The sequence below is a fragment of the Modicisalibacter sp. MOD 31.J genome, assembly GCF_020147985.1.
Taxonomy (GTDB): domain Bacteria; phylum Pseudomonadota; class Gammaproteobacteria; order Pseudomonadales; family Halomonadaceae; genus Modicisalibacter; species Modicisalibacter coralii.
Window position 1 is genome coordinate 494,705 of the sequence record NZ_JAGXFF010000001.1, and the last position, 24,872, is coordinate 519,576.

Sequence of the window (24,872 nt, forward strand, 5' to 3'; positions counted from 1 at the left end):
GTCATCAGCCACGACACGGAACGAACCCCATGGCGCTGCCCGACCCTCTTCTGCCGATGACGGATATCCCCGCGCCGCTCCAGGCACGCCTGCGCCAGGCCGAGCAGCGCCTTCGCGAGGCGCTCGGCGAGGCCGACCGTCAGGCCGAGCGCCAGGGCGCGGAGCCGCCCGGCGAAGGCTGGGCGGCGCTGACCGACGCCCGGCGCGCGGCGCTGGCGCGGGTGCTGGCGGTGTCCGACTTCGCTCTCGACGTGCTGGCGCGCCACCCCGACTGGCTGCTGCTGCTCGATGCCGAGAACGAGCTCGACGCCGCCCCCGACCGCGCGACGCTCGATGCGCTGCTCGCTGACGCCCTGGAAGGCGTCGAGGGCGAAGAGCCGATGCACGCCACCCTGCGGCGCTTTCGCAACGCGCGCATGCTGGGCATCGTCTGGCGCGATCTGGCGCGGCCCGCCGGTCACGACATGTGGCAGACCGCGGCGAGTGTCTCGCAACTCGCCGAGTGTTGCCTGGAGGGGGCGCTTGGCTGGCTCGAAGCGCACTTCGCGCCGCGCTGGGGGAGCCCGGCTCCCTGCGCCGATGGCACGCCCCAGCGGCTGGTGGTGCTGGGCATGGGCAAGCTGGGGGCCGGCGAACTCAACCTCTCCTCGGACATCGACCTGATCTTCGCCTTCCCCGAGAAGGGCACCACCCGGGGTGGCCGGCGCGAGTACGACCATCAGGAGTACTTCACGCGCCTGGGTCAGAAGCTGATCGCTGCGCTCGATGCCATCACCGCCGACGGCTTCGTGTTTCGCGTCGACATGCGCCTGCGCCCGCTCGGCGACGGCGGGCCGCTGGTGGGCAGTTTCGCCATGCTGGCCAGCTACTACCAGGACCAGGGCCGCGAGTGGGAGCGTTACGCCATGCTCAAGGCGCGGCCGGTGGCCGGCGATCGCGAGGCCGGCCATGCCCTGCTGGAGAGCCTGCGCCCGTTCGTCTATCGCAAGTATCTGGATTTCGGCGCCATCGAGTCGCTGCGCGAGATGAAGTCGCTGATCAATCGCGAGGTGCGGCGCAAGGGCATGGCCGAGAACATCAAGCTCGGCCCCGGGGGGATTCGCGAGGTCGAGTTCATCGTCCAGGCGTTCCAGTTGATCCGCGGCGGGCGCGACACCGAACTGCAGGCCACCTCGCTCAAGCAGGCGCTGGCACAACTGCCCGGGCTGGAATTGCTGCCCCGGGCGGTGGTCGACGAGCTCACGCCCGATTACGTCTTCCTGCGCGATCTCGAGCACGTCCTGCAGGCGCTCGACGACCGCCAGACCCAGATGCTGCCCGACGATGCCCCGACGCGCGAGCGGGTGGCGCTGGGCATGAGCCGGGGCGAACGCTGTTTCGAGGACTGGCCGGCGTTGATGGCGGAGCTCGCCGAGGTGCGCGAGCGCATTCGCGGCCACTTCAATGCCGTGATCGCCGATCCCGAGGAGGAGACCGAGACACCGGTCGAGGCGGACGAAACCGCCGGGGAGGGGACCGTGCCCCTCGATGAGTGGCGTGCCCTGTGGCGTGGTGAACTGGCCGACGACGAGGCCGACTCGTTGCTCGCCAGCGGCGGCTTCGACGACGTCGACACCGCGCGGCGGCGCATCGAATCGCTGCGTCAGTCACGCGCCGTGCAGGGCATGCAGCGGATCGGCTTCGAGCGCCTCGATGCGTTGATGCCGATGCTGATCGATGCCGCCGCCGGCAGCGACTTCCCCGCCACAGCGCTGACCCGGGTGCTGCCGCTGGTCGAGGCGGTACTGCGGCGCACCGCCTACCTGGCGCTGCTGCGCGAGAATCCCGACGCCCTGGCGCATCTGATGCGGCTGTGCGGCGCCAGCCCGTGGATCGCCGAGCAGCTCGCCCGCCACCCGGTGCTGCTCGACGAGCTGCTGACGCCGGCGACGCTCTACTCGCCGGCCGACAAGACCCGGCTGGCCGACGAGTTGCGACAGGCCCTGGCGCGCATTCCCGAGGACGACGAGGAAGCCCAGCTCGAGGCGCTGCGCGTCTTCAAGCACGCCCAGGTGCTGCATGTCGCGGCTTCCGACATCGCCGGCGCGCGCACCCTGATGAAGGTCAGCGACTACCTCACCTTCATCGCCGAGGTGGTGCTCGAGCAGGTGCTGGCGATGGCCTGGCGGCATCTGGTTCGCAAGCACGGCCGCCCCCAGCGCCGCGACGGCTCGCGGGCCGACCGACACACGCCGGAGTTTCTGATCGTCGGCTACGGCAAGCTGGGCGGCATCGAGCTGGGGTACGGCTCGGATCTCGACTTGGTGTTCATCCACGATGCCGCCCTGCAGGGCAGTACCGACGGCAAGCGCGCGATCGACAACGCGGTGTTCTTCACCCGGCTGGGGCAGCGGATCATCCATCTGCTGACCGCGGTCACGCCCTCCGGAACGCTCTACGAGGTCGACATGCGCCTGCGTCCCTCGGGCAATTCGGGGCTGCTGGTCACCGGTCTCGATGCCTTCGCCGAGTATCAGCGCCACGAGGCCTGGACCTGGGAGCATCAGGCGCTGGTCCGCGCGCGGGTGGTGGCGGGCAGCGAGGCCCTGGCCGAGGGGTTCGCGGCGATCCGCGGCGAGGTGCTGGCACGCCGACGCGATCCCGAAACCCTGCGCGACGAGGTGGTGAGGATGCGTCACAAGATGCGTGAGCATCTGGGCAGCAGTGCCGGTGACCGCGAGGCCGGGCGTTTCGATCTCAAGCAGGACGCCGGCGGCATGATCGACATCGAGTTCCTCTGCCAGTACGCGGTATTGGCGATGAGTCACGACGAGCCGGCGCTGCTCGGGTGGAGCGACAACATGCGCCTGCTCGAGACCCTCGAGGAAACCGGCCGGCTCGAATCCGAGGACGCCCGACGGCTGCGCGAGGCCTATCTCGCCTATCGCGACACCAACCATCGCCGGGCGCTGGCCAAGGCGGAGGGCCCGGTGGCGGAGGCCGAGTTCCATGGCCACCGCGAGGCGGTGAAGGCGCTGTGGCGGCGCTGGCTCGAACCCGAGGCGGCCGGGTAGCGCGGCCGGGCCGGGCACAGCCCCCTCGATTGCCGCTCGGCCGTCGGGGGCTTTTTCGTCTAGGCTTGCTGCATGACAGGGCAGCGCGGCCAACGGCGGATTAGTGTCTTGCCGTTGTCACCCGCGTTTCACGACAGGACCAGTTGTTCACGACAAGGAGCGTTATGTTCCACTGGATCTCGCAACACAAGGACGTACTCACCGTCTTCACCAATCTGGGCACGCTGTGCATCTGGCTGGTCTATGCCCAGCTGCTCTACTGGGGCTTTCGCCGCCAGCGCCGGCCCCGGTTGATCATCAATCGCGGCAAGAAGAAGGACATCAACGCGCTGTGCATCATCAGCAACATGAGCGCCGAGTCGATCTTCATCGAATACATCATCGCCGAACTCGAGACCAGTCAGGGGACGATCACCATGGACGTCACCGACTTCGAGCAGCAATACAGCGAAGGCGAGGAGATCGATTCCCGGGAAGAGGGACGTCGCAAGTTGAGCGACTCCTCGGTCAAGGAGAATACCCGCCAGGGGCCCCTGGGCTCGGGGGACTTCCTGCACATCGGCACCTTCGACGATCTGATCCGGCGCATGGCCCGCGACGAGGGCATCGAGATGCAGGACCATCGGCCCGAGGGCGATCTTGCCTTCAAGAGCCTGACGATACGCCTGATCGGCATCTATGGTCCCGAGGACATGCCGGTGGGTGCCGAGCGTCAATTCCTGCTCCAGGACAACGACCGCTACTGCTCGCTGACCCCGGCCACCTGGGACACTCGACGGCTGGCCTCGAAGCGCGAACGTCGCGAGTTGCGCAAGCGGGTCCAGCAACTCAACTCGACCAACTTCAGCGTGGCGTCGTCCTTCGGACGCACCGAGGAGTGATCAGTCCGCGGCGGGATCGGGCAGCCGTGCCAGGCTGGCTTCGAGATCGATCAGGTCCGGTTGGGTCACGGTGTGCGCCGGAAACGGCGAGTGTTCGGCGTCGGCTGCGAGAATGCCCACGAAGTGGGTTCCGTTGGAGCGTGCCGCCCGGTAGTCGTTGTAGGAATCGCCGATCATCACCGTGCGTGCCGGGGCATGGCCCCGTGCATCGAGCAGGTTGCGCAGCCCGTTGACCTTGTCGGGCGGGGCGCCCAGAACGTCGTCGAACAGCCGGTCCAGGCCGCGGGCGGCGATGATTCGCCGCAGCTCCGCCTGGGGCGTGGCGGAGAGCAGGTAGAGCGGCAGCCGACCCTGCCAGCGCTCGAGGAACGCGACCGCGCCCGGCAGCGCTGAGGTCTCGGCGACCCGCGACTCGATGCGCTCGGCAAAGGCCGTCGAGAGGTCACGGATACGCTTGTCGTCCACCGGCCGGCCGAGGATGTGCGCCTCGATGTGGTGGAACTTGACGTCGCGGGGCTGGCCGCCGCCGCGGGCCAGATAGGCGAGAATCGCCTCATGGAGAGCGGGAGGCTGGTCGCGGTAGAAATCGGCGAAGGTCGAGCGCTTGAGCCCCGCCGAGTCGAGAATCACCCCGTCGCAGTCGAAGACCAGGGCGTCGAAACGGGGCTCGATGGCATCGGACATGGCAGACTCGCGAGCGGATTCCTGAACGGGCCCGGGCGACCCCGGGCCCGGTTGATTATGCCTGACGGCGGCGCCGCAACATGTGCTTGAGCGGCGTATTGCCCAGCAACAGCAATACCACGGCGAGGGTCAGGACCAGCGACAGCGGGTTGCTGACCAGCGACAGCAGGAAGGCGCCGCTGTCGTCGCCCACCGAGGCCATCGCCTGGCGGTAGGTCTCGTCCATCAGCGGACCGAGAATCACCCCGAGGATCACCGGGCCCATCTGGAAGCGGAAGATCTTCATGAAATAGCCGAGCAGGCCGAAACCCAGCATCCAGTAGACGTCGGTCATGCTGCCCTTGAGCGAGTAGGTGCCCACCGTGCAGAGCACCACGATCAGCGGAATCAGGACCGCCTTGGGCAATTCCACCACCTTGGCGAAGACCTTGATGCCGGTCAGCCCGAAGAACAGCAGGAAGAGGTTGGCCAGCACCAGGTTGCCGACGGTGAACCAGAAGATGTAGGGCGTCTCGATCACCAGCATCGGCCCCGGATTGAGACCGTGAATGGTCAAGGCGCCGATGATGATCGCGGTCACCGCGTCACCCGGCATGCCCAGCGTCAGCATCGGCACATAGGCCCCGCCCACCGCGGCGTTGTTGGCGGTCTCGGGGGCCACCAGGCCCTCGTAGGCGCCCTTGCCGAACGGCTTGCTGGGGTTCTTGACCGAACGCTTGGCGTGGTCGTAGGCGAACAGCGAGGCGATGTCGCCGCCGGTACCGGGCAGGGCGCCGACGATCACCCCGATCAGCGAGGTGCGGATCGACAGCGGCAGGTACTTGAGCACCAGGCGCAGCGAAGGAATGATCTTGTCGACCTTCTGGCGCACCGGCCGGGCATTGAGCTGGTGCAACTGGAAGAAGGCTTCGGCGACGCCGAACATGCCGATCATCACCACCACGTAGTGGATGCCGCCCATCAACTGCATGCTGCCCAGGGTGAAGCGCGGCGTGGCGGTGACCTGATCGAGCCCCACCAGGCCGATCACCGCGCCCAGGGCGGCGGCGAAGATGCCCCGGGAGAGCGATTCGGCGGCCAGGCTGCCCACCAGCAGCAGACCCAGGACGGCGATCAGGAAATAGTCGCGCGGCGCGAACTTCAGGGCCATGTCGGCGAGAAAGGGGGCGACGCTGGCCAGCACCAGGGTGCCCAGCAGGCCGCCGATCACCGACATCACGGTGCTCAGGCCGATGGCGCGCCCGGCCTCGCCCTGCTGGGCCAGCGGATAGCCGTCGAACGCCGTCGCCACCGACGAGGGCGCGCCGGGGATGTTGAGCAGGATCGCGGTGCGCGAGCCACCGTAGACGCCGCCGGTGTAGATGCCCACGATCAGCGCCAGGGCGTCGTTGACGTCCCAGGAGAAGGTGAAGGAGATCAGGATCGACGTGGCCATGGTGACCGACAGGCCGGGGATCGCGCCGACGTAGATGCCCGCCAGGGTACCGATGGCCGTCAGTATCAGCAGCGAGGGGTCGAGCCACGCCATCAGGAAATGGGAAAGGGTGTCACCCATGGGGAAGAACCTCGGTCAGGGAAGATAGACCTGGAACAGCAGCTTGAACAGGGCGTAGATGACGCCGGTCGCCACCGCGGTGATGATCAGGGCGGCCAGGAAACGACCACGGCGCAGGTAGACCTGCGCGACGAACAGGAACAGCGCCGTGGCGGCGATGAAGCCCAGGGGGCGCAGCAGCAACAGGTAGGCGATGGCCATGGCCGAGAAGACGACGATGGGCAGCGGAAAGTGTTCGTGGAGGAACTGGCGAACCTCGTCGAGGGCGCCGCGGGTGGCGGGTCCGGGATGATGACGCTGCCCCCAGAGGATGGCGACCATCGAGCCGGTCATGATCGCGCCGAGCAGCAGGGGAAAGGCCCCGGCGGAGTTGGGCAGGTCGAAACCGGCGATCCGGTAGGCTTCGTAGAACACGCCCAGACTGAGCAGCAGCAGCAGGACGTTGAAGGCCCGCTCGCCTGCCTTGAGGGGTTGATGGTTGGACATGGCAGTCTCCATGCGAGCGACGGCGGGGGCGCCCGCCGTCGCTTCGTCGGGTCGAATCAGGTCGGGATCACGGCTTGGGGATGCCGGCTTCCTCCGGGGATATCTTGGCGCCACCTGCCTTCTGCAGGGCCCAGGCGGTCACCGACTGCCAGTGCGCGAGGAACTTCTCGGCCTCTTCGCCCTGCAGGTTGAGCGACTTGCCGCCGTTCTCGGAGAGAAATTTCTGGAAGTCCTCGTCGGCCACGCCCTTCCGGTAGGCCTCGCTGAGCGTGGCGACGATGTCATCCGGCGTATCCTTGCGAACCGCCACGGCCCAGAATGGCCCCCAGGGCAGGTAGGATTCGATCTCGGGCAGCGCCTGGGTGATCGGCGGCGTGTCGGGCAGTTCCTCGATCGTCTCCTTGGTGAGCACGGCCAGACCCTTGAGGCGGCCGGCCGAGATCTGATCCTGCGCGGCGGCCAGGCTCAACGGCATGAAGTCGATATGATCGCCCAGCATCGCGGTGATGCCGGGGCCGTCGCCACCGAAGGTCACGTTGCGCACGTCGAGGTTGTCGACCGAATTGACCATCGCCAGCACGGTGCTCGGCAGTCCGCCGGCGCCGGTGCCCCCCATGCGCAGCTCGCCCGGGTGCTGATGGGCGTAGTCGAGCAGGTCCTTGAAGTCGTCGAACGGGCTGTCGGCGGGTGCCGCGATCACCACCAGGCCCTGGCCGATCACGTTGACCGGGGTCATGTCGCTGTAGTCGAAGTCGGCCAGCCCCATGATCGGGTAGAGCTGCGGGTTCTCGGCGCCGTAGAGCACGGTATAGCCATTGGCGGGCTGCTGCATGACGGCGTTCATGCCGATGACGCCGGTGCCCCCGGGACGGTTGTTGAGGATGATGCGGGTGCCCAGTGCGTCCTCGACGTGGGGCGTCAGGCTGCGCGCGACGTTATCGGTGGCACCGCCGGCGCCCCACTGGATGATGCCCTGAATGTTGCGCTCCGGGTAGTCGGCGAAGGCCGACGAGGTGGCGGCCAGCGTGCCGGCCGACACGGCCAGAGTTGCCAGAATCTGCTTGAGCATGGCGTTGTCCTCCGAGGGATGGAATTGTTGTGGCGACGGCTGACGGGGTCAGCAGGACTCGAGGCTTATGTTCGTTAGGCGAATTACCGTCCTATCTGCGAACAAACTAGGGCCGGCCGGTGGCCCTGTCAATCGACGCACGTCCGACTACGACCAATGTCGAAGCAAATCTGGAACATCGTGCCAGAACTGCATTTGCGGGGCTCCAGCCCCCGATCCGCCGGGGGTTGCGCCCCCGACGTGCTTGACAAGCTCGTGCGCGGAAAGCCCATAATGCGAACTAACGAACGCTATGCGAACACTGTGTCATCCAGCGGCCGCTATCCTGCCCAGGGGATGCCAAAGTCGCCGACGTTACCTTGCCCGACAATCAGGAGGCTGTCATGCGCGCCATCGCCACCGTGTGCCTGAGCGGTGATCTTCGCAGCAAGCTGGAGGCGGTCGCCCGGGCCGGTTATGACGGCGTGGAGATCTTCGAGAACGACCTGTTGACCTTCGACGGCTCACCCAGCGACGTCCGCCGCCTCTGCGAGTCGCTGGGCCTGGCGATCGTCGCCTTCCAGCCGTTCCGCGACTTCGAGGCGATGCCCGAGCCACAGCGGCGGCGCAACATCGAACGTGCCGAGCGCAAGTTCGACCTGATGGAGGAACTGGGCACCGACTTCCTGCTGGTCTGCAGCAACGTCTCGCCGCAGGCCCACGACGATCTCGACCGCGCCGCCGACGACCTGCGCGAGCTGGCCGAACGCGCCGCGCGACGCGGGCTGCGCATCGGTTTCGAGGCGCTTGCCTGGGGGCGCCACATCAGCGACTACCGGGTCGCCTGGGATGTCGTGCAACGCGCCGACCATCCGGCCCTCGGGGTGGTCCTCGACAGCTTCCACATTCTCGCGCGGGGCCACGAGCTGGAGACCCTGGCCGGCATCCCCGCCGAGAAGATCGCCTTCGTGCAGATCGCCGATGCGCCGCTGCTCGACATGGACGTGCTGCAGTGGAGCCGTCACTTCCGCTGCTTCCCCGGCCAGGGGCGACTGCCGCTGGCGACCTTCATGCAGGCGCTGTCGCGCACCGGCTACAATGGTCCACTGTCGCTGGAGATCTTCAACGATGCCTTCCGCGCGGCGCCCGCCGAGGCCACCGCGATCGACGGGTTGCGCTCGTTGATCGCGGTCGAGGAACTCGCCGAGGGCGCGCCCTGGTCCGAGGCGCCGCCGCCCGCGGTGGGCTACGACGGCGTGCACTTCATCGAGTTCACCCTCGACGAGGAAAGCGCCGCGCCACTCGGCGAGTTCCTCTCGGCGCTGGGCTTTCGTCACATCGGCCGCCACCGCTCGAAGAACGTCGAGCTATGGCACCAGGGCGACATCCATCTGGTGCTCAACTTCGAGACCGACAGCTTCGCGCATACCTTCCGGCTGCTGCACGGCACGGCGGTCTGCGCCGTGGGCTTCCGGGTCAGCGATCTCGACGCCGCGGTGGCCCGGGCACGGCACTACCGGGCGCAGTTGTTCCACGGTCCGGTGGGCGAGGGCGAGATGGAGATCCCGGCGCTGCGCGGCATCGAGGGCAGCCTGGTCTATCTGGTCGACGACGCCCGGGCGCGCGAGATGCAGTGGAAGACCGACTTCCACCTCTTCGAGGATGACCAGGCCGATGGCGCCGGGCTGGTCGCCATCGACCACATCTCCTACGTGCTGCCGCCGACCCAGTTGCTGAGCTGGCTGCTGTTCCACCGTACGGTGTTCGGCTTCGACGCCGGGGCCGAGCACGAGATCGCCGATCCGCACGGCATGGTGGTCAGCCAGACCGTGACCAGTCCCGACAGCTCGATCCGCATTCCGCTGACCGTGACCTCGGCCCGCGAGACGCTGCCGGGGCGCTTCCTCTCGGAGCACCAGGGCGGCGTCCAGCAGATCGCCTTCGCCAGCCGCGACATCTTCGCCACCATCGACGCGATGCGCGCCCGGGGGCTGCCGATGTTGCGCATTCCCGCCAATTACTACGACGACCTGGCGGCGCGTTTCGAGATCGACGACGCCCTGCTCGAGGCGATGCGCAGTCGCAACATCCTCTTCGATCGCAACGACGACGGCGATTTCTTCCACGCCTACACCGAGACCTTCATGGGGCGCTTCTTCTTCGAGGTGGTCGAACGGCGTGGCGGCTATTCGCAGTTCGGTGCCGTCAATGCGCCGATTCGCCTGGCGGCTCAGGCCGGCCAGCAACGCTGATCCCCGGCGCCCGCCGTGCGCCGCCGGACCCGACATTTGAAGGAGTGATCCATGCGCCTTGGATTGATCGGCAAGGGCATCCTGAATTCCAGTTCGCCCGACCTGCACGTGCGGCTGGGCGAGCTGACCGGCATTCCCGCCAGCTACGACCTCTTCGACACGCTGGTGACGCCGATCGCGTCGCTAGACAGCCAGGTCCATGACGTCATGACCGCCGGCTATCGCGGCGTCAACGTGACCTTCCCCTACAAGGAGGAGGCGGTGCGACTGGCCACCCGCGTCGGCGAGGGCGCGCGTCTGGTCGGCGCCGCCAATACCCTGGTCTTCCAGAATGGCGAGATCCGGGCCGAGAACACCGACTTCACCGGCTTCATCAACGGCTATCGGGCCACCGTCGGCGAGCGTCGGCCCGGTCGCGTGCTGCTGATCGGCACCGGCGGGGTAGGCAAGGCGGTCGCCTTCGGCCTGGGCAAGCTGGGCGCCGAGGAGGTGCGGCTGATGGACCTCGACGGCGATAAGGCCGAACGCCTCGCCCGCGAACTCGTCGACGCCGGCTTCCCGGCCTCGGCGGTCGCCCCCGAGGCCCTGGAGACGACCGCGGCGCACTGCGACGGGCTGGTCAACTGCACGCCGATCGGCCACGAGAAGAGCCCGGGCTGCCCGTTGCCCGCGTCGCTGATCCGCGCCGACCAGTGGATCTTCGATGCCGTCTACGTGCCCGCGGTCACCGAATTCATCGCCGCCGCCCGGGCGGCGGGGGCCCAGGTGATCAGCGGCGTCAGCCTGTTCGTCTTCCAGGGCGTGGATGCCTTCAAGGTCTTCTGCGAGGATGCCGACAAGCGGGCGCTGGCCGATGCCCAGGCCGCGACCCTGTTCGATCATTACCGACATGCCCTGCTGCAGGAGAAAGACACATGAGCGCACACAAGATCCTGGTGCTGCACGGCCCCAACCTCAACCTGCTGGGTACGCGCCAGCCGGAGATCTACGGCCACGAGACGCTCGACGACATCAACAACCGGCTGTTCGAGAAGGCCGCCATCAACGGCTGGGACATCGCCTGCCGGCAGAGCAACCACGAGGGCGAACTGATCGATGCCATCCACGCCGCACGGATCGACGGCACCGACCTGATCGTCATCAACCCGGCCGCCTATACGCATACCTCGGTGGCGATCCTCGATGCCCTCAACGCCTACGAGGGGCGGGTCATCGAGGTGCATCTCTCCAACATCCACAAGCGCGAGGCGTTTCGTCATCACTCCTACGTCTCGCGGCGTGCCGACGGTGTGATTGCCGGGCTGGGCAGTCGCGGCTATCTGCTGGCGCTCGATTCCCTGGACTGATTGCGCGGGGGCGTCGATCCGGCTGCCCGCGAGGCAGGCCATGATGGGTGTCCTGGGGGAGAGGGGAAGACGAGGCCCGCTCGGGGCCTCGTGAGGTTTACTGGGATGCCTGGGTCTGCTCGGTGTACTTTTCCACCAGGGCGGTGGCGTCGTCGTAGAGTTGCTGGCCGTCCATGCCGCGGTCGTTCATGCCGTCGATCCACTGCTGGATGGTCTTGTCGGCGGCCTTTTTCCACTCGCCCTGGTCGTCCCGGGCGATGTGGATCATCTTGGCCTCGCCGCTGGCGTCGGTCTTGTCGATCGCGGCCTGCTCGGCCTGATCCATGACCCGCCCGATGCGCTGGGCTTCCTGAATGCCCGAGTTGTCGTCGATGACCTGCTGCAATTCCGGGGACAGCTCGTCGTACGCGCCCTGATTCATGGCGAGGACCATCATCGCCGTGTAGAGCCCGTGCTCGCCGTCGAAGAAGGTGTGGTTCCGGGCGATGTCCAGCACCCCCAGGGCGTCGGCGCTTTCGAACGGCAGGGTGACGCCGTCGATCACGCCGCGGGACAGGGCCTCGGGGATCTGGGGGAAGGGCATGCCGACCACCTGGGCACCGAGATTGGCGAAGAAGCGGTTCATGGCCTTCGAGGGAGCCCGCAGTGTCAGCCCCTTGACGTCGCCGGCACTGGCGATCTCGACGTCCTGGGTATGGATCTTGCCGGGGGTATGGGCGAAGACGGCGATGGGGTAGACGCCCTGCAGTGAATCCTGCATGTGCTGCATGGCATAGTCGTACGCCGCCATGCTGGTGGCCTCGCCGGTGGTCGGCACGAAGGGCAGGTCGAAGGCCTCGGAGGCCGGGAAGCGATTGGGCGTGTAGCTGAGCAGGGTCCAGGCGATGTCGACGACGTCGTCCTTGGCCTGATCGTAGAGCGAGGGGGCCGAGCCGCCGAGTTGCATGGCCGGGTAGATCTCGACCTTGATGGCGCCGTGGGATTGTTCTTCGATGCGCTTGGCCCAGGGCTCCAGATATTGCGTCTGCACGGGCGTGGTCGGCGCGGCGAAATGATGCAGGCGCAGCGTGACGGTGTCTTGTGCCGGGCTCGTGGTCGCCATCGTCATGCCGCCGGCCATCAGCAGGCCGGCCAGCAATGTTTTTCTTGTCATCATGTCGTCGATTCCTTCATGGGTGAGTGGCGTGGGTATTGTTGTTGGGTGGGGTGGTGAGGCTAGATCGGGTAGTGACGCGGTCCCAACTGCATCGTCATCCAGCGCAGTTCGGTGAACTCGGCGATCGCCGCCTTGCCGCCGAAGCGTCCGTAGCCGCTCGCCTTGACCCCGCCGAAGGGCATCTGCGGCTCGTCGTGGACGGTCGGCGCGTTGATGTGGCAGATTCCCGACGCGATGCGCTGGGCGACGCGCATCGCGCGTGCCGAGTCGCGGCTGAACACTGCCGCCGAGAGGCCGTATTCGCTGTCGTTGGCGATACGGATCGCGTCTTCCTCGCCGTCGACGCGAATCATCGCCACCAGCGGCCCGAATGATTCCTCGCGATACAGCCGCATGGCGTCGGTCACGCCGTCGACCAGGGTCGGCTGCATGATCACCCCCTCGGCCTTGCCGCCGGAGGCCACGCGCGCCCCGTGGGCCACGGCGTCGTCGAGCAGCGCGTTGAGCTTTTCCCCCGCCTGAGGGCTGATCAGGGTGCCCAGCGCATTGCCAGGATCGCGCGGGTCGCCGGCACGCAGGCTGGCGGCCTTGTTCGCCAGCTTTTCGGCGAATTCGTCGGCGATCGAGGCATCGACGATCAGCCGCTCGGTGGACATGCAGATCTGTCCTTGGTTGAAGAAGGCGCCGAAGGCGGCGGCCTCCACCGCGGCGTCGAGGTCGGCGTCGTCGAGAACGAGGAACGGCGCCTTGCCGCCCAGCTCGAGCAGCGCGGGTTTCAACTGGCGGGCCGCCTTCTCGGCGATGATCCGACCCACGCCGGTGGAGCCGGTGAAGTTGACGCGGCGTACCGCCGGATGCTCGATCAGCGCCTCGACCACCTCGGCGGCCTGCTCGGGGGCGTTGCTCACCACGTTGACCACGCCATCGCCGAACCCGGCCTCCACCAGGACCTCGCCGATCAGGTGGTGGGTCGCCGGGCATTGTTCCGAGGCCTTGAGGATCACGCTGTTGCCGCAGGCCAGCGGGGTGGCGACGGCACGGGTGCCGAGGATGATCGGTGCGTTCCAGGGCGCGATGCCGAGCACGGCGCCGCAGGGGACGCGCACGCCCATGGCCAGGCTGCCGGGCACGTCGGAAGGGATCGTCTCGCCGCCTACCTGGGTGGTCAGGCCCGCCGCCTCGCGCAGCATGCCGGCGGCGACCATAACGTTGAAGCCGGCCCAGCCCGGGGTGGCTCCGGTCTCGGCGACCATCCGCGCGATGAAGTCATCCTGGCGCGCTTCCATCAGCTCGGCGGCCTTTAGCAGCTTGGCGCGGCGTTCGCCCGGCCCGCTGTTCGAGTAACCGGCGAAGGCCTCGCCGGCGGCGTCGGCCGCGGCCCGGGCATCGGCGACCGAGGCCGCCGCGGCCCGGGTCGCCACGCTGTCGTCGAAGGGGTTGTGGCGCTCGAAAGTGGCATCGCCCTGGGCGGCGCATTGCCGGCCGCCGATCGATAGTTGCACGTTCATGTCGTCAATTCTCCGGCTGACGGTGACTCGATGGGCCGTCGACGTCGGCCACGCCTGCAGGCACGACGCCGAGCGGCATCCAGGACCTCAACGGCGATAGCTTTCGAGGCCGGGCTTGATGCTCTTGTCGTCGAGGAACTGCTTGAGCCCCTGCTCCCGGCCATGTTCGGGGTCGAGCAACTGGGCCTGATCCAGCTTGGCGTAGAGGTATTCCTCGTTCTGCTCCCAGGTCAGTTCGCGACACAGCTTGAAGCCGATCTTGGCGGCGCGCAGCACGACCGGGTTCTTGTCGCGCAGCGTCGTGGCCAGTTCGCGGGTGACCTCACGCAACTGGTCGCGCGGCACGCTGCGGTTGACCAGCCCCATGTCGGCGGCCTGGGGCCCGGTGAAGGTCTCGCCGGTCATGATGTAGTACAGCGCCTGACGGTGGCCCACGGTGTCGGCCATGGCCTTGCTGACCAGGTTGCCCGGGGGAATGCCCCAGTTGATTTCGGACAGGCCGAATACCGATTCGTCGGCGGCAATCGCCAGGTCGCAGGCGACCAGCGGCGAGAACGCGCCACCGAAACACCAGCCGTTGACCATGGCGATGGTCGGCTTGGCGTAGTTGCGCAGCAGCTTCCACTGCCAGGTGGAGGCATCCCGGCGCACCTTGACCTGCACGATTTCGGGACTGGCGTCGATCTCGCGGAAATATTCCTTCAGGTCCATGCCCGCGGAAAAGGACTCGCCCTCGCCGGTGAGCACCAGCACGTGGGCGTTCTGGTCGAGTTCGACGGCTTCCAGCACCTCGATCATTTCCCGGTTGAGCGTCGGGCTCATGGCGTTGCGCTTTTCAGGGCGGTTCAGAGTCACCCAGGCGATGCCGTCCTCGACGTCGACCTTGACCGTTTCCCAGCGATTCGCGTAGTCGTTCATAAAGTTTCCTGTCAACTTAGTATCAAGTAGGTTGATGTTTACCTGATCTATCCTAGTGCGCTACTCTGCGCTTGAAAAGAGGAAATCGCCCATGACCCGACCATTTGGCAATGACCCCGCGGCGTCGGACGACGACAGCGGGGATGTCGTGCGTGTCGCCTATCTGATCGGACGGCTGGATCGCGCCCTTCGCAAGCACATCGGCGATGTCGTCAGGCCGCTCGGCCTGACCATGCAGCAGTACACGGCCCTGTCCGTGCTGGCGCGGCGCAGCCCGCTGTCCAATGCCCAACTGGCCGATCGGTCGCTGGTCTCGCCCCAGGCGGCCAACGAGATGGTCAAGCTCATGGAACAGAAGGGGCTGATCGAGCGGCGCCCCGACCCCCACCACGGGCGTATCATCCTGATCGACATGACCGCCCAGGGGCGGGAGCTGCTCGCCGAATGCGACCGGGCCGTGATCGCGCTGGAAAACTGTCTGATGGAGAGCATGAGCGGCCAGCAGCGCGTCCAGTTCCAGCGCCATCTCAAGGACGGCCTGAAGGCGCTCGGCGCGGGGCTGGTCGAAACCGACCGATGACCGTCGCCGGGCACCCCGATGGAGGCGGTGCCGGCGTGCCGAGGAATGGCGCGTGACCATGAGGGAATGCCCTCTCAGTACAGGACGTACACGAACCACAGCGTGATTGCCGGGAAGCTGACGAGCAGGACGATGCGGACGATGTCGGCGGCCAGGAAGGGCAGGATGCCCCTGAAGATCTCGCCCAGCGGGACCCGGGGCGCCATGGAGTGGATGATGAAGATGTTCAGGCCGACCGGCGGCGTGATCATGCCGACTTCCACGACGACCAGCGACAGCACCCCGAACCAGATGGCGACATCGGAGGCGGGCATGCCGAAATCCATGCCCATCATGATCGGCAGGAAGATCGGTACGGTCAGCAGGATCATCGACAGGCTGTCCATGAAGCAGCCCAGCACCAGGTAGCACAGCAGCACCCCGCCCAGGATGATCCAGGGGCTGATCTCCAGGCCGATGATCCAGCCGGCGGTCGTCTGCGGGAGCTGGGTCAGGGCCAAAAAGCTGTTGAAGACGCTGGCGCCCAGCACGATGAAGAAGATCATGGCCGACGTCACGGCGGTTTCCAGCAGGCAGTCGCGTAACCCGCTCAAGCGCAGGCCGCCTTTCGTGACGGCCAGGATGCCGGTGGCCACGGCGCCCACGGCGGCCGCCTCGGTGGGGGTGAAGATGCCGGTGTAGATGCCGCCGATCACCAGCACGAAGATGCTGGCACCGGGCCAGACCTGCACGAGCGAATGGAGCCTGTCGCGCAGCGGTGTCCTGGCCTTGCTCGGCGCGCTGTCGGGAAAGACGCGCACGAACAGCGAGATGGCCACCATGTAGCTGACGGCGGCCAGGATCCCGGGGACCAGGGAGGCGGCGAACATCTCGTTGATGTTCTGCTCGGCCAGGATCGCGTAGATCACCAGCACCACCGAGGGGGGAATGAGAATGCCCAGCGTGCCGCCGGCCGCCAGCGCGCCCGCGGCCAGGCTGCCCTTGTAGCCCTGGCGCTCCATCTCCGGGAGTGCGACCTGGGTCATGGTGGCCGCCGTGGCCAGCGACGAGCCGCAGATGGCCCCGAAGGCGCCACAGGCGCCGATCGTAGACATGGCGAGCCCGCCACGACGATGCCCCAGCCAGTCGTTGGCGGCCTGGAACATGCCGCGCGAGATGCCGGCGTGGGCGGCGAACTGTCCCATCAGGATGAACAGCGGGACGATCGACAGGGTGTGGCTCGAGAAGTGCTCGTAGGGCAGGGTCTTGAGGCCGTTCAGGACGCCCGTCGGCCCCATGATCAGCACCGATCCCAGCGCACCGATCACCAGCATGGCCAGGCCGATGGGGATGCGCGCGCCCATCATCGCCAGCAGCAGGGCGAATCCGCTGATGCCCAGGGTCATGGGGGTCATCGCGGGCCTCCTGCCAGAGTGTCGTGCTGATCGTTGGCGGTGAGTGCGGCGATCGAGCGGTAGAGACAGACCAGGGTCAACAGGGCAAAGCCGACGATGCCCGCGGCGTACCCCCACCAGAGCGGGATGCCGAGCAGCATGCTGGTTTCCATGTAGCGCTGCTTGTCGAGCAGGCCATGAAACAGACGCCAGGTCATGAGCGCGGAAACCCCCATGAACAGGGTCTCCGCCAGGATGGCCGTGGCGCGCTGAATCATGCGGGGGGCGTGCATGACCAGCAGGTCCACCGTGACGTGGCCCCCGCGGAGGTGGCAATACGGCAGGAACAGGAAGACGGCGGTGGCCGTGCCCATCTGAACGATTTCGTAATCCCCCGTGACGGGGCCGATGCCGTCCAGCCAGGGCAGGGCGCCGAGGTAGGGGGCGCCGGCGATCCAGCGTCCCGCTATGCTGCACACCGTCATGACGGCCATTGCCAGGACCATCAGTCCGCCAAGTGTGGCCGCCCCCTGGCAGCATCCGCTCAGCAGCCGTCGCGCCAGGGTGGTGCCGACTTGTTCTTGTGTCATCGTCGAGCCGCTCATATCGATTCTTCGCGTCCCTCTCCGGGCCTGTGATCCATCGTTCGATGAGATAGTTGTTTTCAATAATTAATTATCCGGTCGAGCGTATGCAAGGCCTCTCGCCGAGATCGCCAAGAATTGCGGCTAAAGGATGAGGCGCGGGCATGGATGGTGGGTCGTGCGGGGAGGGGCGCACAAGCGACCGGGCGCTCGCTTGTGCCGATCGGATGAGGCCTCAGTCCCGGTCGTCGGGCGACTCGCCGGGGGCGTAGATCTTGCGCAGCAGCGTCAGCAGCTGGCGCCTTTCGATTTCGCTCAAGCGGTGGGTCGACTCGCGGTCGCTCTGTGCCGAGAGTTCCTTGAGCCGATTGACCAGGGATTCCCCCTGCTTGGTGAGGAATATGCCGTGGGAGCGGCGGTCGCGCTTGCAACGCACGCGCATCGCCAGACCCTTTTCCTCGAGGCTGTTGACGACATTGACGACCCTCGGGGGGTCGATGGCCAGCGTCTGCGCCAGGCTGGATTGCGTGACCCCGGGGTAACCCTCGACGATCACCATCGCCGAGAACTGGGCGGGACGAATGCCGTGCCCCCGCATCACTTCATCGAAGTGCTTGAAAACCTTGAGCTGTGCGCGACGCAGCGCATAACCCAGACGTTCCTCGAGAATGAGGCCATCGACGGGATCGGTGCTCGATTCCTCCACGGCGGTTTGACGTATCGATGTGTCCTGATCGGAGGGCCGCATGCCTCTGCCTCGCAAATGGGTGGGTTGGATCACTCTCGCACCCGCGTCCGCTGGCGTTCCCGTGTGAGCCCCGGGTGGCCGCCGCGCGAGTGGCTATCGTGGTGGTGACGTTAGGCTAAAGTCTCACCTTGTCATTCTAGCAATAAAATTAGTTGCATATTATAACTATTTTCCATCGGCATCAGAGTTCCAGCCGCTGATCAACTGATGGAGTATGTCATGTTGCCTGACGAAGGCAGAATGCCGGAGCACGAGGACGCCCGGGATGCGACGCAAAACGTCTACCGACTGAGCGGCCCCCGGATCGACGACTATCCCCGCTGTCTGACCGAACGTCTCGGCCTCTGGGAGCAGCAGCGCCCCGAGCAGATCTTTCTCGCTCAGCGCGGCGAAGACCGACGCGGCTGGCTGTCGTTGACCTATGCCCAGGCGTTGCCGCTGGTTCGCCGCCTGGCGCAGGCATTGCTCGATCAGGGGCTGACGCCCGAAAGGCCGTTGATGGTGCTGTCGGGCAATGACCTGCATCATGCCCTGCTGGCCTGTGCCGCGATGCATGTAGGGATCCCCTATGTACCGGTGTCACCGTCCTATTCGCTGTTGTCCAGCGATTTCGCCAAGCTGCGTCACGTGCGCGACCTGGTGACGCCGGGCATGATCTTCGTCGACGACGAGGCCCGCTTCGCCACGGCGCTTGCGGCGATCGCCGACGAGGCCGTGATCGTGTCCTCCCGGCCGGCGGGCAGGGCCCTGGCCTTCGACGCCCTGGCCGAGACGCCGGTCGTGGGTGACGGGGTGGAACGCGCCCATGCCCGGGTGACCCCGGACACGATCGCCAAGCTCCTGTTCACGTCCGGCTCGACCGGCATGCCCAAGGCGGTCATCAATACCCAGCGCATGCTCTGCAGCAATCAGGAGATGCTGCTGCTGCGCCTGCCCTTCCTGCGGGACAACGTACCGGTGCTGGTCGACTGGCTGCCCTGGCATCACACCTTCGGTGGCAACACGATCCTGGGCATGACGCTCCACAACGGCGGGTCACTGTATATCGACGATGGCAACCCGACCCCCGAGGGTGTCCAGCGAACCGTCGAGAATCTGCTCGAGGTGTCGCCGACCTTCTACTGCAACGTTCCCAAGGGATTCGAGGTGCTTGTCGATCATTTGAACGGCAACGAGCGGCTGCGTCGCGCCTTCTTCAAACAGCTGAAGATGATGCACTTTGGCGGGGCGGTGTTGCCCACGCATGTCGGGGACGCGCTCGACGCACTGAGCCGGTGCGAAAAAGGCGAGGCTACCCCGATGCTCACGGGGCTGGGCTCCACCGAGGCCTGTCTGGCGTTCTGCACGGACCAGCCCGAGAGGGTCGCGGGACTGATCGGCGCGCCGGTGCCGGGCCTGGACGTCAAGCTGGTCCGCGCTGGCAACAAGTGGGAGGCGCGCCTGAAAGGGCTCAACATCACGCCCGGGTACTGGCGGGACCCGGAGCGGACGGCCGAGGCCTTCGACGAGGAGGGGTATCTGTGCACCGGCGATGCCATGCGTCTCATCGACCCCGACCACCCCGACAAGGGGCTGCTGTTCGACGGCCGGCTCAGCGAGAACTTCAAGCTGCTGACCGGCACCTGGGTCAATGTCGGGACCCTGCGCCTGGGATTGATCGAAGAATTCGCGCCGGTAGCGCAGGATGTGGTTCTGGTCGGTGAAGGTCAGGATTACCTGACGGGACTCGTGGTCCTGAATGCCGCCGGCTGCGTTCAGCAACTGGGTGGCAGGGCCGAAAAGCCCCTGGAGGAACTGGCCCACGACGAGGCGCTGCGGGCGTTCCTCGCCGAGCGGCTGGCCGCGCACCGCCGGGGAAAGTCGAGCTCCACGCGTGTCGAGCGATTGCTCGTGCTGGATACCCCGCTATCGCTCGACAAGGGAGAGGTCACCGACAAGGGGTCGGTCAACCAGCGTCTGGTCCGCGAGGGGTATGCGAGTCGGGTGGATGCCCTGTACGCCACGCCCCCGCCCGCCGAGGTGATCACGCCGCGTGAGGATGAGCCGCCACGGGCTTGACGGCCGCCTGACGAAAGAATCGACGCCCCTGACCCGGAACGGACGCCATGTCGTCGGTCCCGGGTCAGGGGCGTTGGTGGTCGGCGTCTTCCGTACGCGGTGGATCGCCGTCAGGCCCGCGACGTCGGCACGCTCCTGTGCCATCGTTCTCCCTCTTCCCTCTTCCCTCTGGCTTCTATGGCTGATTCCCGGGCTTGCAGGCGCGGCGGCTCGCCCGGCCTGAGTCGGTCCGGCGAGGGCCGGTGGTCACGGCCTTGTGGGCCACGGGGAATGGCCGCAAGGGCGTTGACGTCCCCGGCTTCGGTGGATGTGGCGGCAGGAAGAGGTCATGAAAAAGCTGGCCCGGAGGGCCAGCCAAGGAACGATCGAACGGGGCGGGTTGCGACCCCCTCCGCCGGGCTAGAATTGGAAGATGGCGCTGGCCATCAGGCGACTGGCATCGACGGCATCGCCGGCGACGTTCTCGACATCGGCATACTGGTATTCCAGCCCCACCGTGGTGCGATGGGTCACGTCCCAGAGCGTGTTGACGAAGATATAGTCGGCGTTGTCGAAGTTCCGGGCGTAGATGGCGTCGTCGGGAAGGTCCTGCTCGAGCCGCGAGTAACCGGCCGAGCTGAACCATTCGTTCGACCAGTAATGGCTGAGTGACACGCCGAAGCCGAGCGTGTCGACGGCTTCCAGCTGATCGCCGTCCAGGTAGACATCGGGAGTGCTGCGGTGGCCGGTGTTGCCCGGATTGCCCATGTAGTTGCCGATGCCGCTGCCGTACGTCACGCTGCCGTTCAGCTTGGTGGCCGTGCCGAGCGGCAGGCTGGCCTGAGCCTGGACCCCGTAACCCATCGTGGTGTCGTCCACCGCGGCGACCTGGCCGTTGCTGGACAGTTCCCTGGCCAGCGCCGAGATCGCGAAGGCGCGCTGGTACTCGTAGCGCAGGGTCAGGTCCGGGAGATGGCTCTCGTCACTCGTCTCGGTGTCCGCCTGCCGCGCAATCACCGTTTCCGAGTCCTCGAGGGCAACGGAAAAGCGCCCCTTGGCGAGGTCGGTGGTGTAACGCAGCTGCGGGTTGCGATCGAACGAGTAGCCGCGCGGATCGCCCAGCGCCAGTGTCCGGGTGCCCCCCACGAAGCTCATGAAGTTCGACCAGGTCTGGCCCGCCAGAAAGCCGTTCATCTGCCCATAGGCATGGCGGATGTTGAAGTCGCCCTCGGGCATGAAGTGGCCTTCGAAATACGTCGTCACATCCCCCTGATCGGTGCGCGTATGCGTGCGGAAGTTGAGCCGGGTCTCGTAGGCGGAAAAGTGGGTTCTGCCGTCGGTCTCGTTGGCGGGATTGAGCAGCGTGAACAGGTCCGTCCCCGCGTCGTAGGGGGCGCTCATGTCGTAATCGAAGTCGTACGTCATGTCCAGCTTGACGTAGCCCCCGAAGGCGACATCGGTCTGGGTGCCGGGGATGCGCAGGGTCGAGCGATGATTCCAGGGAGGCCCCACGCGACTCGGTTCCCCGGTCACGACCGGCTGGCCTGCCTCGACGACATCGAAAGCCTGGGCGGTACTCGTCAGCAGGCAGGGCAGAAACACGAGGCTGGCGTATATCTTGTTGGTTCTTGACATCTTTTGTCCTTGTTTATCGTTGTCACGATGATTGTGTGCGCCTGGCGAACCATCATTCGCTATGACGCTTCGAATATCGTTTCAAAATACAACGAAGTAAACAAAACTAACGTATAACCATACATTAAGTATCTGTTTTATAGGAATAAAATGGTAAAAATAGTTATTTTTTTAACTAGTTCTCGGGGATTGGCAGTGGTCGTCTCCGACTCGGCGTTCGTGCCACAGGGGTGGCGACAGCCGGAGGGGGAGGAGTTTTAATTAACCCAGTAAAAGTTATTCGATTAATTAGTTTTCGGATAATAATCGCCTGAGACTCGCGCTCTTCAAGACGCGCCGCCTCATGGTCACGGGAGAGGAGAAGCGACGCCGTGGCCCCGAGCTGGGCCGGTTCGGCGTCCGACAGGGAAGAAGGGCAATGGAATCCCGTTCGGCGGGGCCTGCCGCCCCCGTCAGGGCGGCGTCGACACGAGCCGTCTGCTGCTTTCCAGTGCCGAGCGGGCCCGCTCCAAGGCGCTCACGCCACGGTCGCGCAGCGCCTGGGTGGGGATCTCCAGGCTCAGCGGCACGTCGTCGGGCAGCACGGCGAGCAGGCCGATGAGATCAATGTCGCCCTCGCCGGGGAAGCAGCGCGCCTGACGGGCCTCGTGGATGATCGCCGCCATGGTGTCGGGCCTTGGACCGGCGACGTCGCAGAGCTGGGCGTAGCGCATCCAGCGTCGGGGCACCTCGCCGAGTGCGTCGAGGCGGCTGCCGGAACGGTCGAAGTGAAAGGCGTCGACCAGCAGGCCGGCGTTGGGGCGGTTCACTGCGGCGATGATACGCCGCGCCTGGTCCAGGTCGCGGACGCCGGTCCAGGGCATGAACTCGAGATGCGGGTGCAGGCCGACGCCGGACGCCAGGTCGCACAACGCGGCGAAATTGTCGGCTAGCCGGACCCCGTCGTCGTCATTGCCGGCGACGAGCACCTCGCTGGCGCCCAGCTCGGCGCCCACGTCCAGCACCCGGGTGAAGTCGCGTCCGACATCGGTCTGCGGCGTCAGGCGCAGGATCTCCACGTCGAGCACCGCGATGCCGGTATCGCGCAGGCGCTGTCGGGTTCGTCGGCGCAGGCCGGGGTCGGCGACCAGCGGGAAGTGATGCTCCTCGGGCGTGGCGGGGATCAGGCGCAGGCCGACCCGGTCGTAGCCGGCGCGGGCCGCGACCTCGACCATCTCGGGCGGCGAGAGCTCGAGCACGGTCAGCGCGGCGAGGGAGAAGAGGCGTTCGGTCATAAGTGGGCCCTTCAGGGAGGAGTCAGGCGTCTTCGCCGCAAGAGGCTCTTTCATTCCTGGTCGGCGGCGTGGCGGGCGGCAATGTACCCGAAGGTCATCGCCGGGCCCAGGTTCACGCCGCCCGCGGGGTAGAAGCCGCCCATGATGCTGGCCATGTCGGTGCCGGCGGCATAGAGCCCGGGGATCGGCCGATCGTCGGCGTCGAGCACCCGGGCATGGGCGTCGGTCTCGAGACCGGCGAAGGTGCCGAAGCTGCCCGGCACCACCTTGATGGCGTAGAACGGCCCACGCTCGATCGGCGCGACACAGGGGTTGGGGGCATGGGCCGGATCGCCCTGCTTGCGGTTGTAGAGGGTCGATCCGCGACTGAACTCGGGGTCCTCGCCGTGGCGGGCATGTCGGTTATAGGCCTCGACGGTCCGGACCAGCCCCGCCGGGTCGATACCGCATTGCGTGGCCAGTTGATCGAGGGTGCGACCGCGCTCGAGATAACCGCGGCGAATCCAGTGCCGGTAGGGCACCGGCGCCGGCCGTACGATGCCCATCCCGTAGCGGCGCAGGAAGCGGTGATCGCCGATCAGCCAGGATTCGACCGCCTGGCCTCTCGGCACCGCCTCGATCAGCGCAGCGACGTAGTCGTAATAGCCGTGGGCCTCGTTGACGAAGCGCCGGCCATCGGCCAGCACGCCGATGATGCCGGGCTTGCCGCGGTCGATGATGTGCGGGAAATGGCCGGTGCGGCCGTTCGGATAGGGCACCGCCGAGACCGGGCACCAGGCGGCGGGCGACGCCAGGCCGGTACTCACGTGACCACCGGCGGATTCGCCCAGGCGGGTGCCGTCGCCGTTCGCCGATGCGGGCGGTAGCGCCAGGTGTTCGCGGCCGGTCGGGGTGCGCGGGAAGTAGCGTCGGCGTCGTTCGACGTCATTGGGGAAGCCGCCGGCGGCGAGCACCACGCCGCGCCGGGCGTGCAGGGTCGTTTCGGCGCCGTCAGGGGTGGCCACCGTCACCCCGCGGACGCGACCGTCGTCGATGATCAGGCGCTTGGCGGGCGAGGCGGTCCAGGTCTCCACACCCAGAACATCGGCGGATTTGACCAGCCGCCCGATGAGCGCCACGCCATTCACCCAGTGCATGGCGCGCCGGTAGCGGGCGAGATGGTAGAGATGGCGGGTGACGCGTCGTGCCACGTAAGCGGCCGAGCGTAGCGAGCGGGTCACGCTGAGAAACGCCATCAGATCGGGGCCGGCCTGGATCGGCATGCCCAGGAAGGCGGTCTCGGGCATGGTCCGGCGGATCTTGTGGAGACTCGCACCCAGCTCCCGGGCGTCGAAGGGCGCGGCGATCACCGAACGTCCGCCGGTGCCGGCACCGGGGGTATCGCCATGGATGTCCGGGATGGCGTTGCCGTCGTGGAACCGCAGTGCGGTGTGTTCCTGATAGAAGTCGACCATGCGCGGCGCGGCCTCGAGGAAGGCGTCGATCTTCGTCGCGTCGAAGCGCTCGCCGAGCTCGTGACGCAGATAGGTGCGGACCGTCTCGACGTCCTCGTCGATGCCCGCCTCGCGGGCGAAGCGGTTGCGCGGGATCCACATCCAGCCGCCGGACCAGGCGGTGGCGCCACCCAGTACGTCGTCCTTCTCCACCACGATCACCTCGAGGCCGTGATGCGCCGCGGTCACCGCCGCCGAAAGCCCGGCGGCGCCGGAGCCCACTACCACCAGATCGCAGTGGCGTTCGCGTGAGGTCATGGT

General features: G+C 66.7%; 20 protein-coding genes. 7 read left to right on the top strand and 13 right to left on the bottom strand.

Annotation, left to right across the window (positions count from 1 at the left end; translation table 11 throughout):
- Positions 1-29 precede the first annotated feature (29 nt).
- Together glnE and KGR00_RS02270 are read left to right on the top strand one after the other, a co-directional pair.
- Positions 30-3,053 carry a bifunctional [glutamate--ammonia ligase]-adenylyl-L-tyrosine phosphorylase/[glutamate--ammonia-ligase] adenylyltransferase gene (glnE, locus tag KGR00_RS02265; RefSeq protein WP_224417824.1) on the top strand — a complete coding sequence of 1,008 codons (3,024 nt, stop codon included), beginning with the start codon at positions 30-32 and terminating at the stop codon, positions 3,051-3,053.
- Between the two features lie 164 nt (positions 3,054-3,217).
- Positions 3,218-3,934 (top strand): hypothetical protein, encoded by a 717-nt coding sequence (locus tag KGR00_RS02270; RefSeq protein WP_224417823.1) that lies wholly within the window; start codon positions 3,218-3,220, stop codon positions 3,932-3,934.
- On the opposite strand, the gene KGR00_RS02275 is transcribed toward KGR00_RS02270, so the two are convergent.
- From KGR00_RS02275 to KGR00_RS02290, 4 genes are all read right to left on the bottom strand, one after another.
- Positions 3,935-4,618: an HAD family hydrolase gene (locus KGR00_RS02275; RefSeq protein WP_224417822.1), complete on the bottom strand. Its 684-nt coding sequence runs from the start codon at positions 4,616-4,618 to the stop codon at positions 3,935-3,937.
- A gap of 55 nt (positions 4,619-4,673) precedes the next feature.
- Positions 4,674-6,173 carry a tripartite tricarboxylate transporter permease gene (locus tag KGR00_RS02280; protein ID WP_224417821.1) on the bottom strand — a complete coding sequence of 500 codons (1,500 nt, stop codon included), beginning with the start codon at positions 6,171-6,173 and terminating at the stop codon, positions 4,674-4,676.
- A 15-nt stretch (positions 6,174-6,188) separates the two neighbouring features.
- Positions 6,189-6,659, bottom strand: a complete 471-nt coding sequence (locus KGR00_RS02285; protein ID WP_224417820.1) for a tripartite tricarboxylate transporter TctB family protein — start codon at positions 6,657-6,659, stop codon at positions 6,189-6,191.
- 67 nt (positions 6,660-6,726) lie between these two features.
- Positions 6,727-7,728, bottom strand: a complete 1,002-nt coding sequence (locus tag KGR00_RS02290; RefSeq protein ID WP_224417819.1) for a tripartite tricarboxylate transporter substrate binding protein — start codon at positions 7,726-7,728, stop codon at positions 6,727-6,729.
- 383 nt (positions 7,729-8,111) lie between these two features.
- On the opposite strand from KGR00_RS02290, the gene KGR00_RS02295 reads away from it, so the two are divergent.
- The 3 genes from KGR00_RS02295 to aroQ are packed head-to-tail and all read left to right on the top strand — an operon-like array spanning position 8,112 to position 11,305.
- Positions 8,112-9,959: a sugar phosphate isomerase/epimerase and 4-hydroxyphenylpyruvate domain-containing protein gene (locus KGR00_RS02295; protein WP_224417818.1), complete on the top strand. Its 1,848-nt coding sequence runs from the start codon at positions 8,112-8,114 to the stop codon at positions 9,957-9,959.
- A gap of 51 nt (positions 9,960-10,010) precedes the next feature.
- The gene (locus KGR00_RS02300) at positions 10,011-10,877 is read left to right on the top strand and encodes a shikimate dehydrogenase (protein WP_224417817.1); all 867 of its coding nucleotides are present in this window, start codon (positions 10,011-10,013) and stop codon (positions 10,875-10,877) included.
- Positions 10,874-11,305, top strand: coding sequence for a type II 3-dehydroquinate dehydratase (gene aroQ / locus KGR00_RS02305; protein WP_224417816.1), 432 nt, complete (start codon positions 10,874-10,876; stop codon positions 11,303-11,305). The genes KGR00_RS02300 and aroQ overlap by 4 nt, the downstream gene beginning before the upstream one ends.
- Before the next feature lie 97 nt (positions 11,306-11,402).
- Here aroQ and KGR00_RS02310 read toward each other — a convergent pair whose 3' ends face one another.
- From KGR00_RS02310 to KGR00_RS02320, 3 genes are all read right to left on the bottom strand, one after another.
- On the bottom strand, positions 11,403-12,461 hold the full coding sequence (locus KGR00_RS02310; protein ID WP_224417815.1) for a TRAP transporter substrate-binding protein: 1,059 nt from the start codon (positions 12,459-12,461) through the stop codon (positions 11,403-11,405).
- A gap of 59 nt (positions 12,462-12,520) precedes the next feature.
- Positions 12,521-13,969 (bottom strand): aldehyde dehydrogenase, encoded by a 1,449-nt coding sequence (locus KGR00_RS02315; protein WP_224417814.1) that lies wholly within the window; start codon positions 13,967-13,969, stop codon positions 12,521-12,523.
- Between the two features lie 87 nt (positions 13,970-14,056).
- Positions 14,057-14,887 carry a p-hydroxycinnamoyl CoA hydratase/lyase gene (locus KGR00_RS02320; RefSeq protein WP_224417813.1) on the bottom strand — a complete coding sequence of 277 codons (831 nt, stop codon included), beginning with the start codon at positions 14,885-14,887 and terminating at the stop codon, positions 14,057-14,059.
- A gap of 91 nt (positions 14,888-14,978) precedes the next feature.
- On the opposite strand from KGR00_RS02320, the gene KGR00_RS02325 reads away from it, so the two are divergent.
- Entirely contained in the window at positions 14,979-15,467 is a 489-nt protein-coding gene (locus KGR00_RS02325) for a MarR family transcriptional regulator (protein WP_224417812.1), read from the top strand.
- 74 nt (positions 15,468-15,541) lie between these two features.
- On the opposite strand, the gene KGR00_RS02330 is transcribed toward KGR00_RS02325, so the two are convergent.
- The 3 genes from KGR00_RS02330 to KGR00_RS02340 all read right to left on the bottom strand — a co-directional run bounded on the left by KGR00_RS02330 (position 15,542) and on the right by KGR00_RS02340 (position 18,172).
- Positions 15,542-16,861: a TRAP transporter large permease gene (locus KGR00_RS02330; protein ID WP_224417811.1), complete on the bottom strand. Its 1,320-nt coding sequence runs from the start codon at positions 16,859-16,861 to the stop codon at positions 15,542-15,544.
- Entirely contained in the window at positions 16,858-17,430 is a 573-nt protein-coding gene (locus KGR00_RS02335) for a TRAP transporter small permease (RefSeq protein ID WP_224417810.1), read from the bottom strand. Before KGR00_RS02335 ends, KGR00_RS02330 begins: the two co-directional genes overlap by 4 nt.
- Positions 17,431-17,659: 229 nt before the next feature.
- Complete coding sequence (locus KGR00_RS02340; RefSeq protein WP_224417809.1) at positions 17,660-18,172, bottom strand: MarR family winged helix-turn-helix transcriptional regulator; 513 nt, start codon at positions 18,170-18,172, stop codon at positions 17,660-17,662.
- A gap of 219 nt (positions 18,173-18,391) precedes the next feature.
- Here KGR00_RS02340 and KGR00_RS02345 point away from each other — a divergent pair, with 219 nt between their 5' ends.
- Complete coding sequence (locus KGR00_RS02345; protein ID WP_224417808.1) at positions 18,392-20,230, top strand: feruloyl-CoA synthase; 1,839 nt, start codon at positions 18,392-18,394, stop codon at positions 20,228-20,230.
- A 399-nt stretch (positions 20,231-20,629) separates the two neighbouring features.
- Here KGR00_RS02345 and KGR00_RS02350 read toward each other — a convergent pair whose 3' ends face one another.
- The 3 genes from KGR00_RS02350 to KGR00_RS02360 form a co-directional block, all read right to left on the bottom strand.
- Positions 20,630-21,844 (bottom strand): DcaP family trimeric outer membrane transporter, encoded by a 1,215-nt coding sequence (locus tag KGR00_RS02350; protein WP_224417807.1) that lies wholly within the window; start codon positions 21,842-21,844, stop codon positions 20,630-20,632.
- A gap of 452 nt (positions 21,845-22,296) precedes the next feature.
- Entirely contained in the window at positions 22,297-23,118 is an 822-nt protein-coding gene (locus KGR00_RS02355) for a sugar phosphate isomerase/epimerase (RefSeq protein ID WP_224417806.1), read from the bottom strand.
- Positions 23,119-23,168: 50 nt separating this feature from the next.
- On the bottom strand, positions 23,169-24,869 hold the full coding sequence (locus tag KGR00_RS02360) for an FAD-dependent oxidoreductase (RefSeq protein WP_224417805.1): 1,701 nt from the start codon (positions 24,867-24,869) through the stop codon (positions 23,169-23,171).
- Positions 24,870-24,872 lie beyond the last annotated feature (3 nt).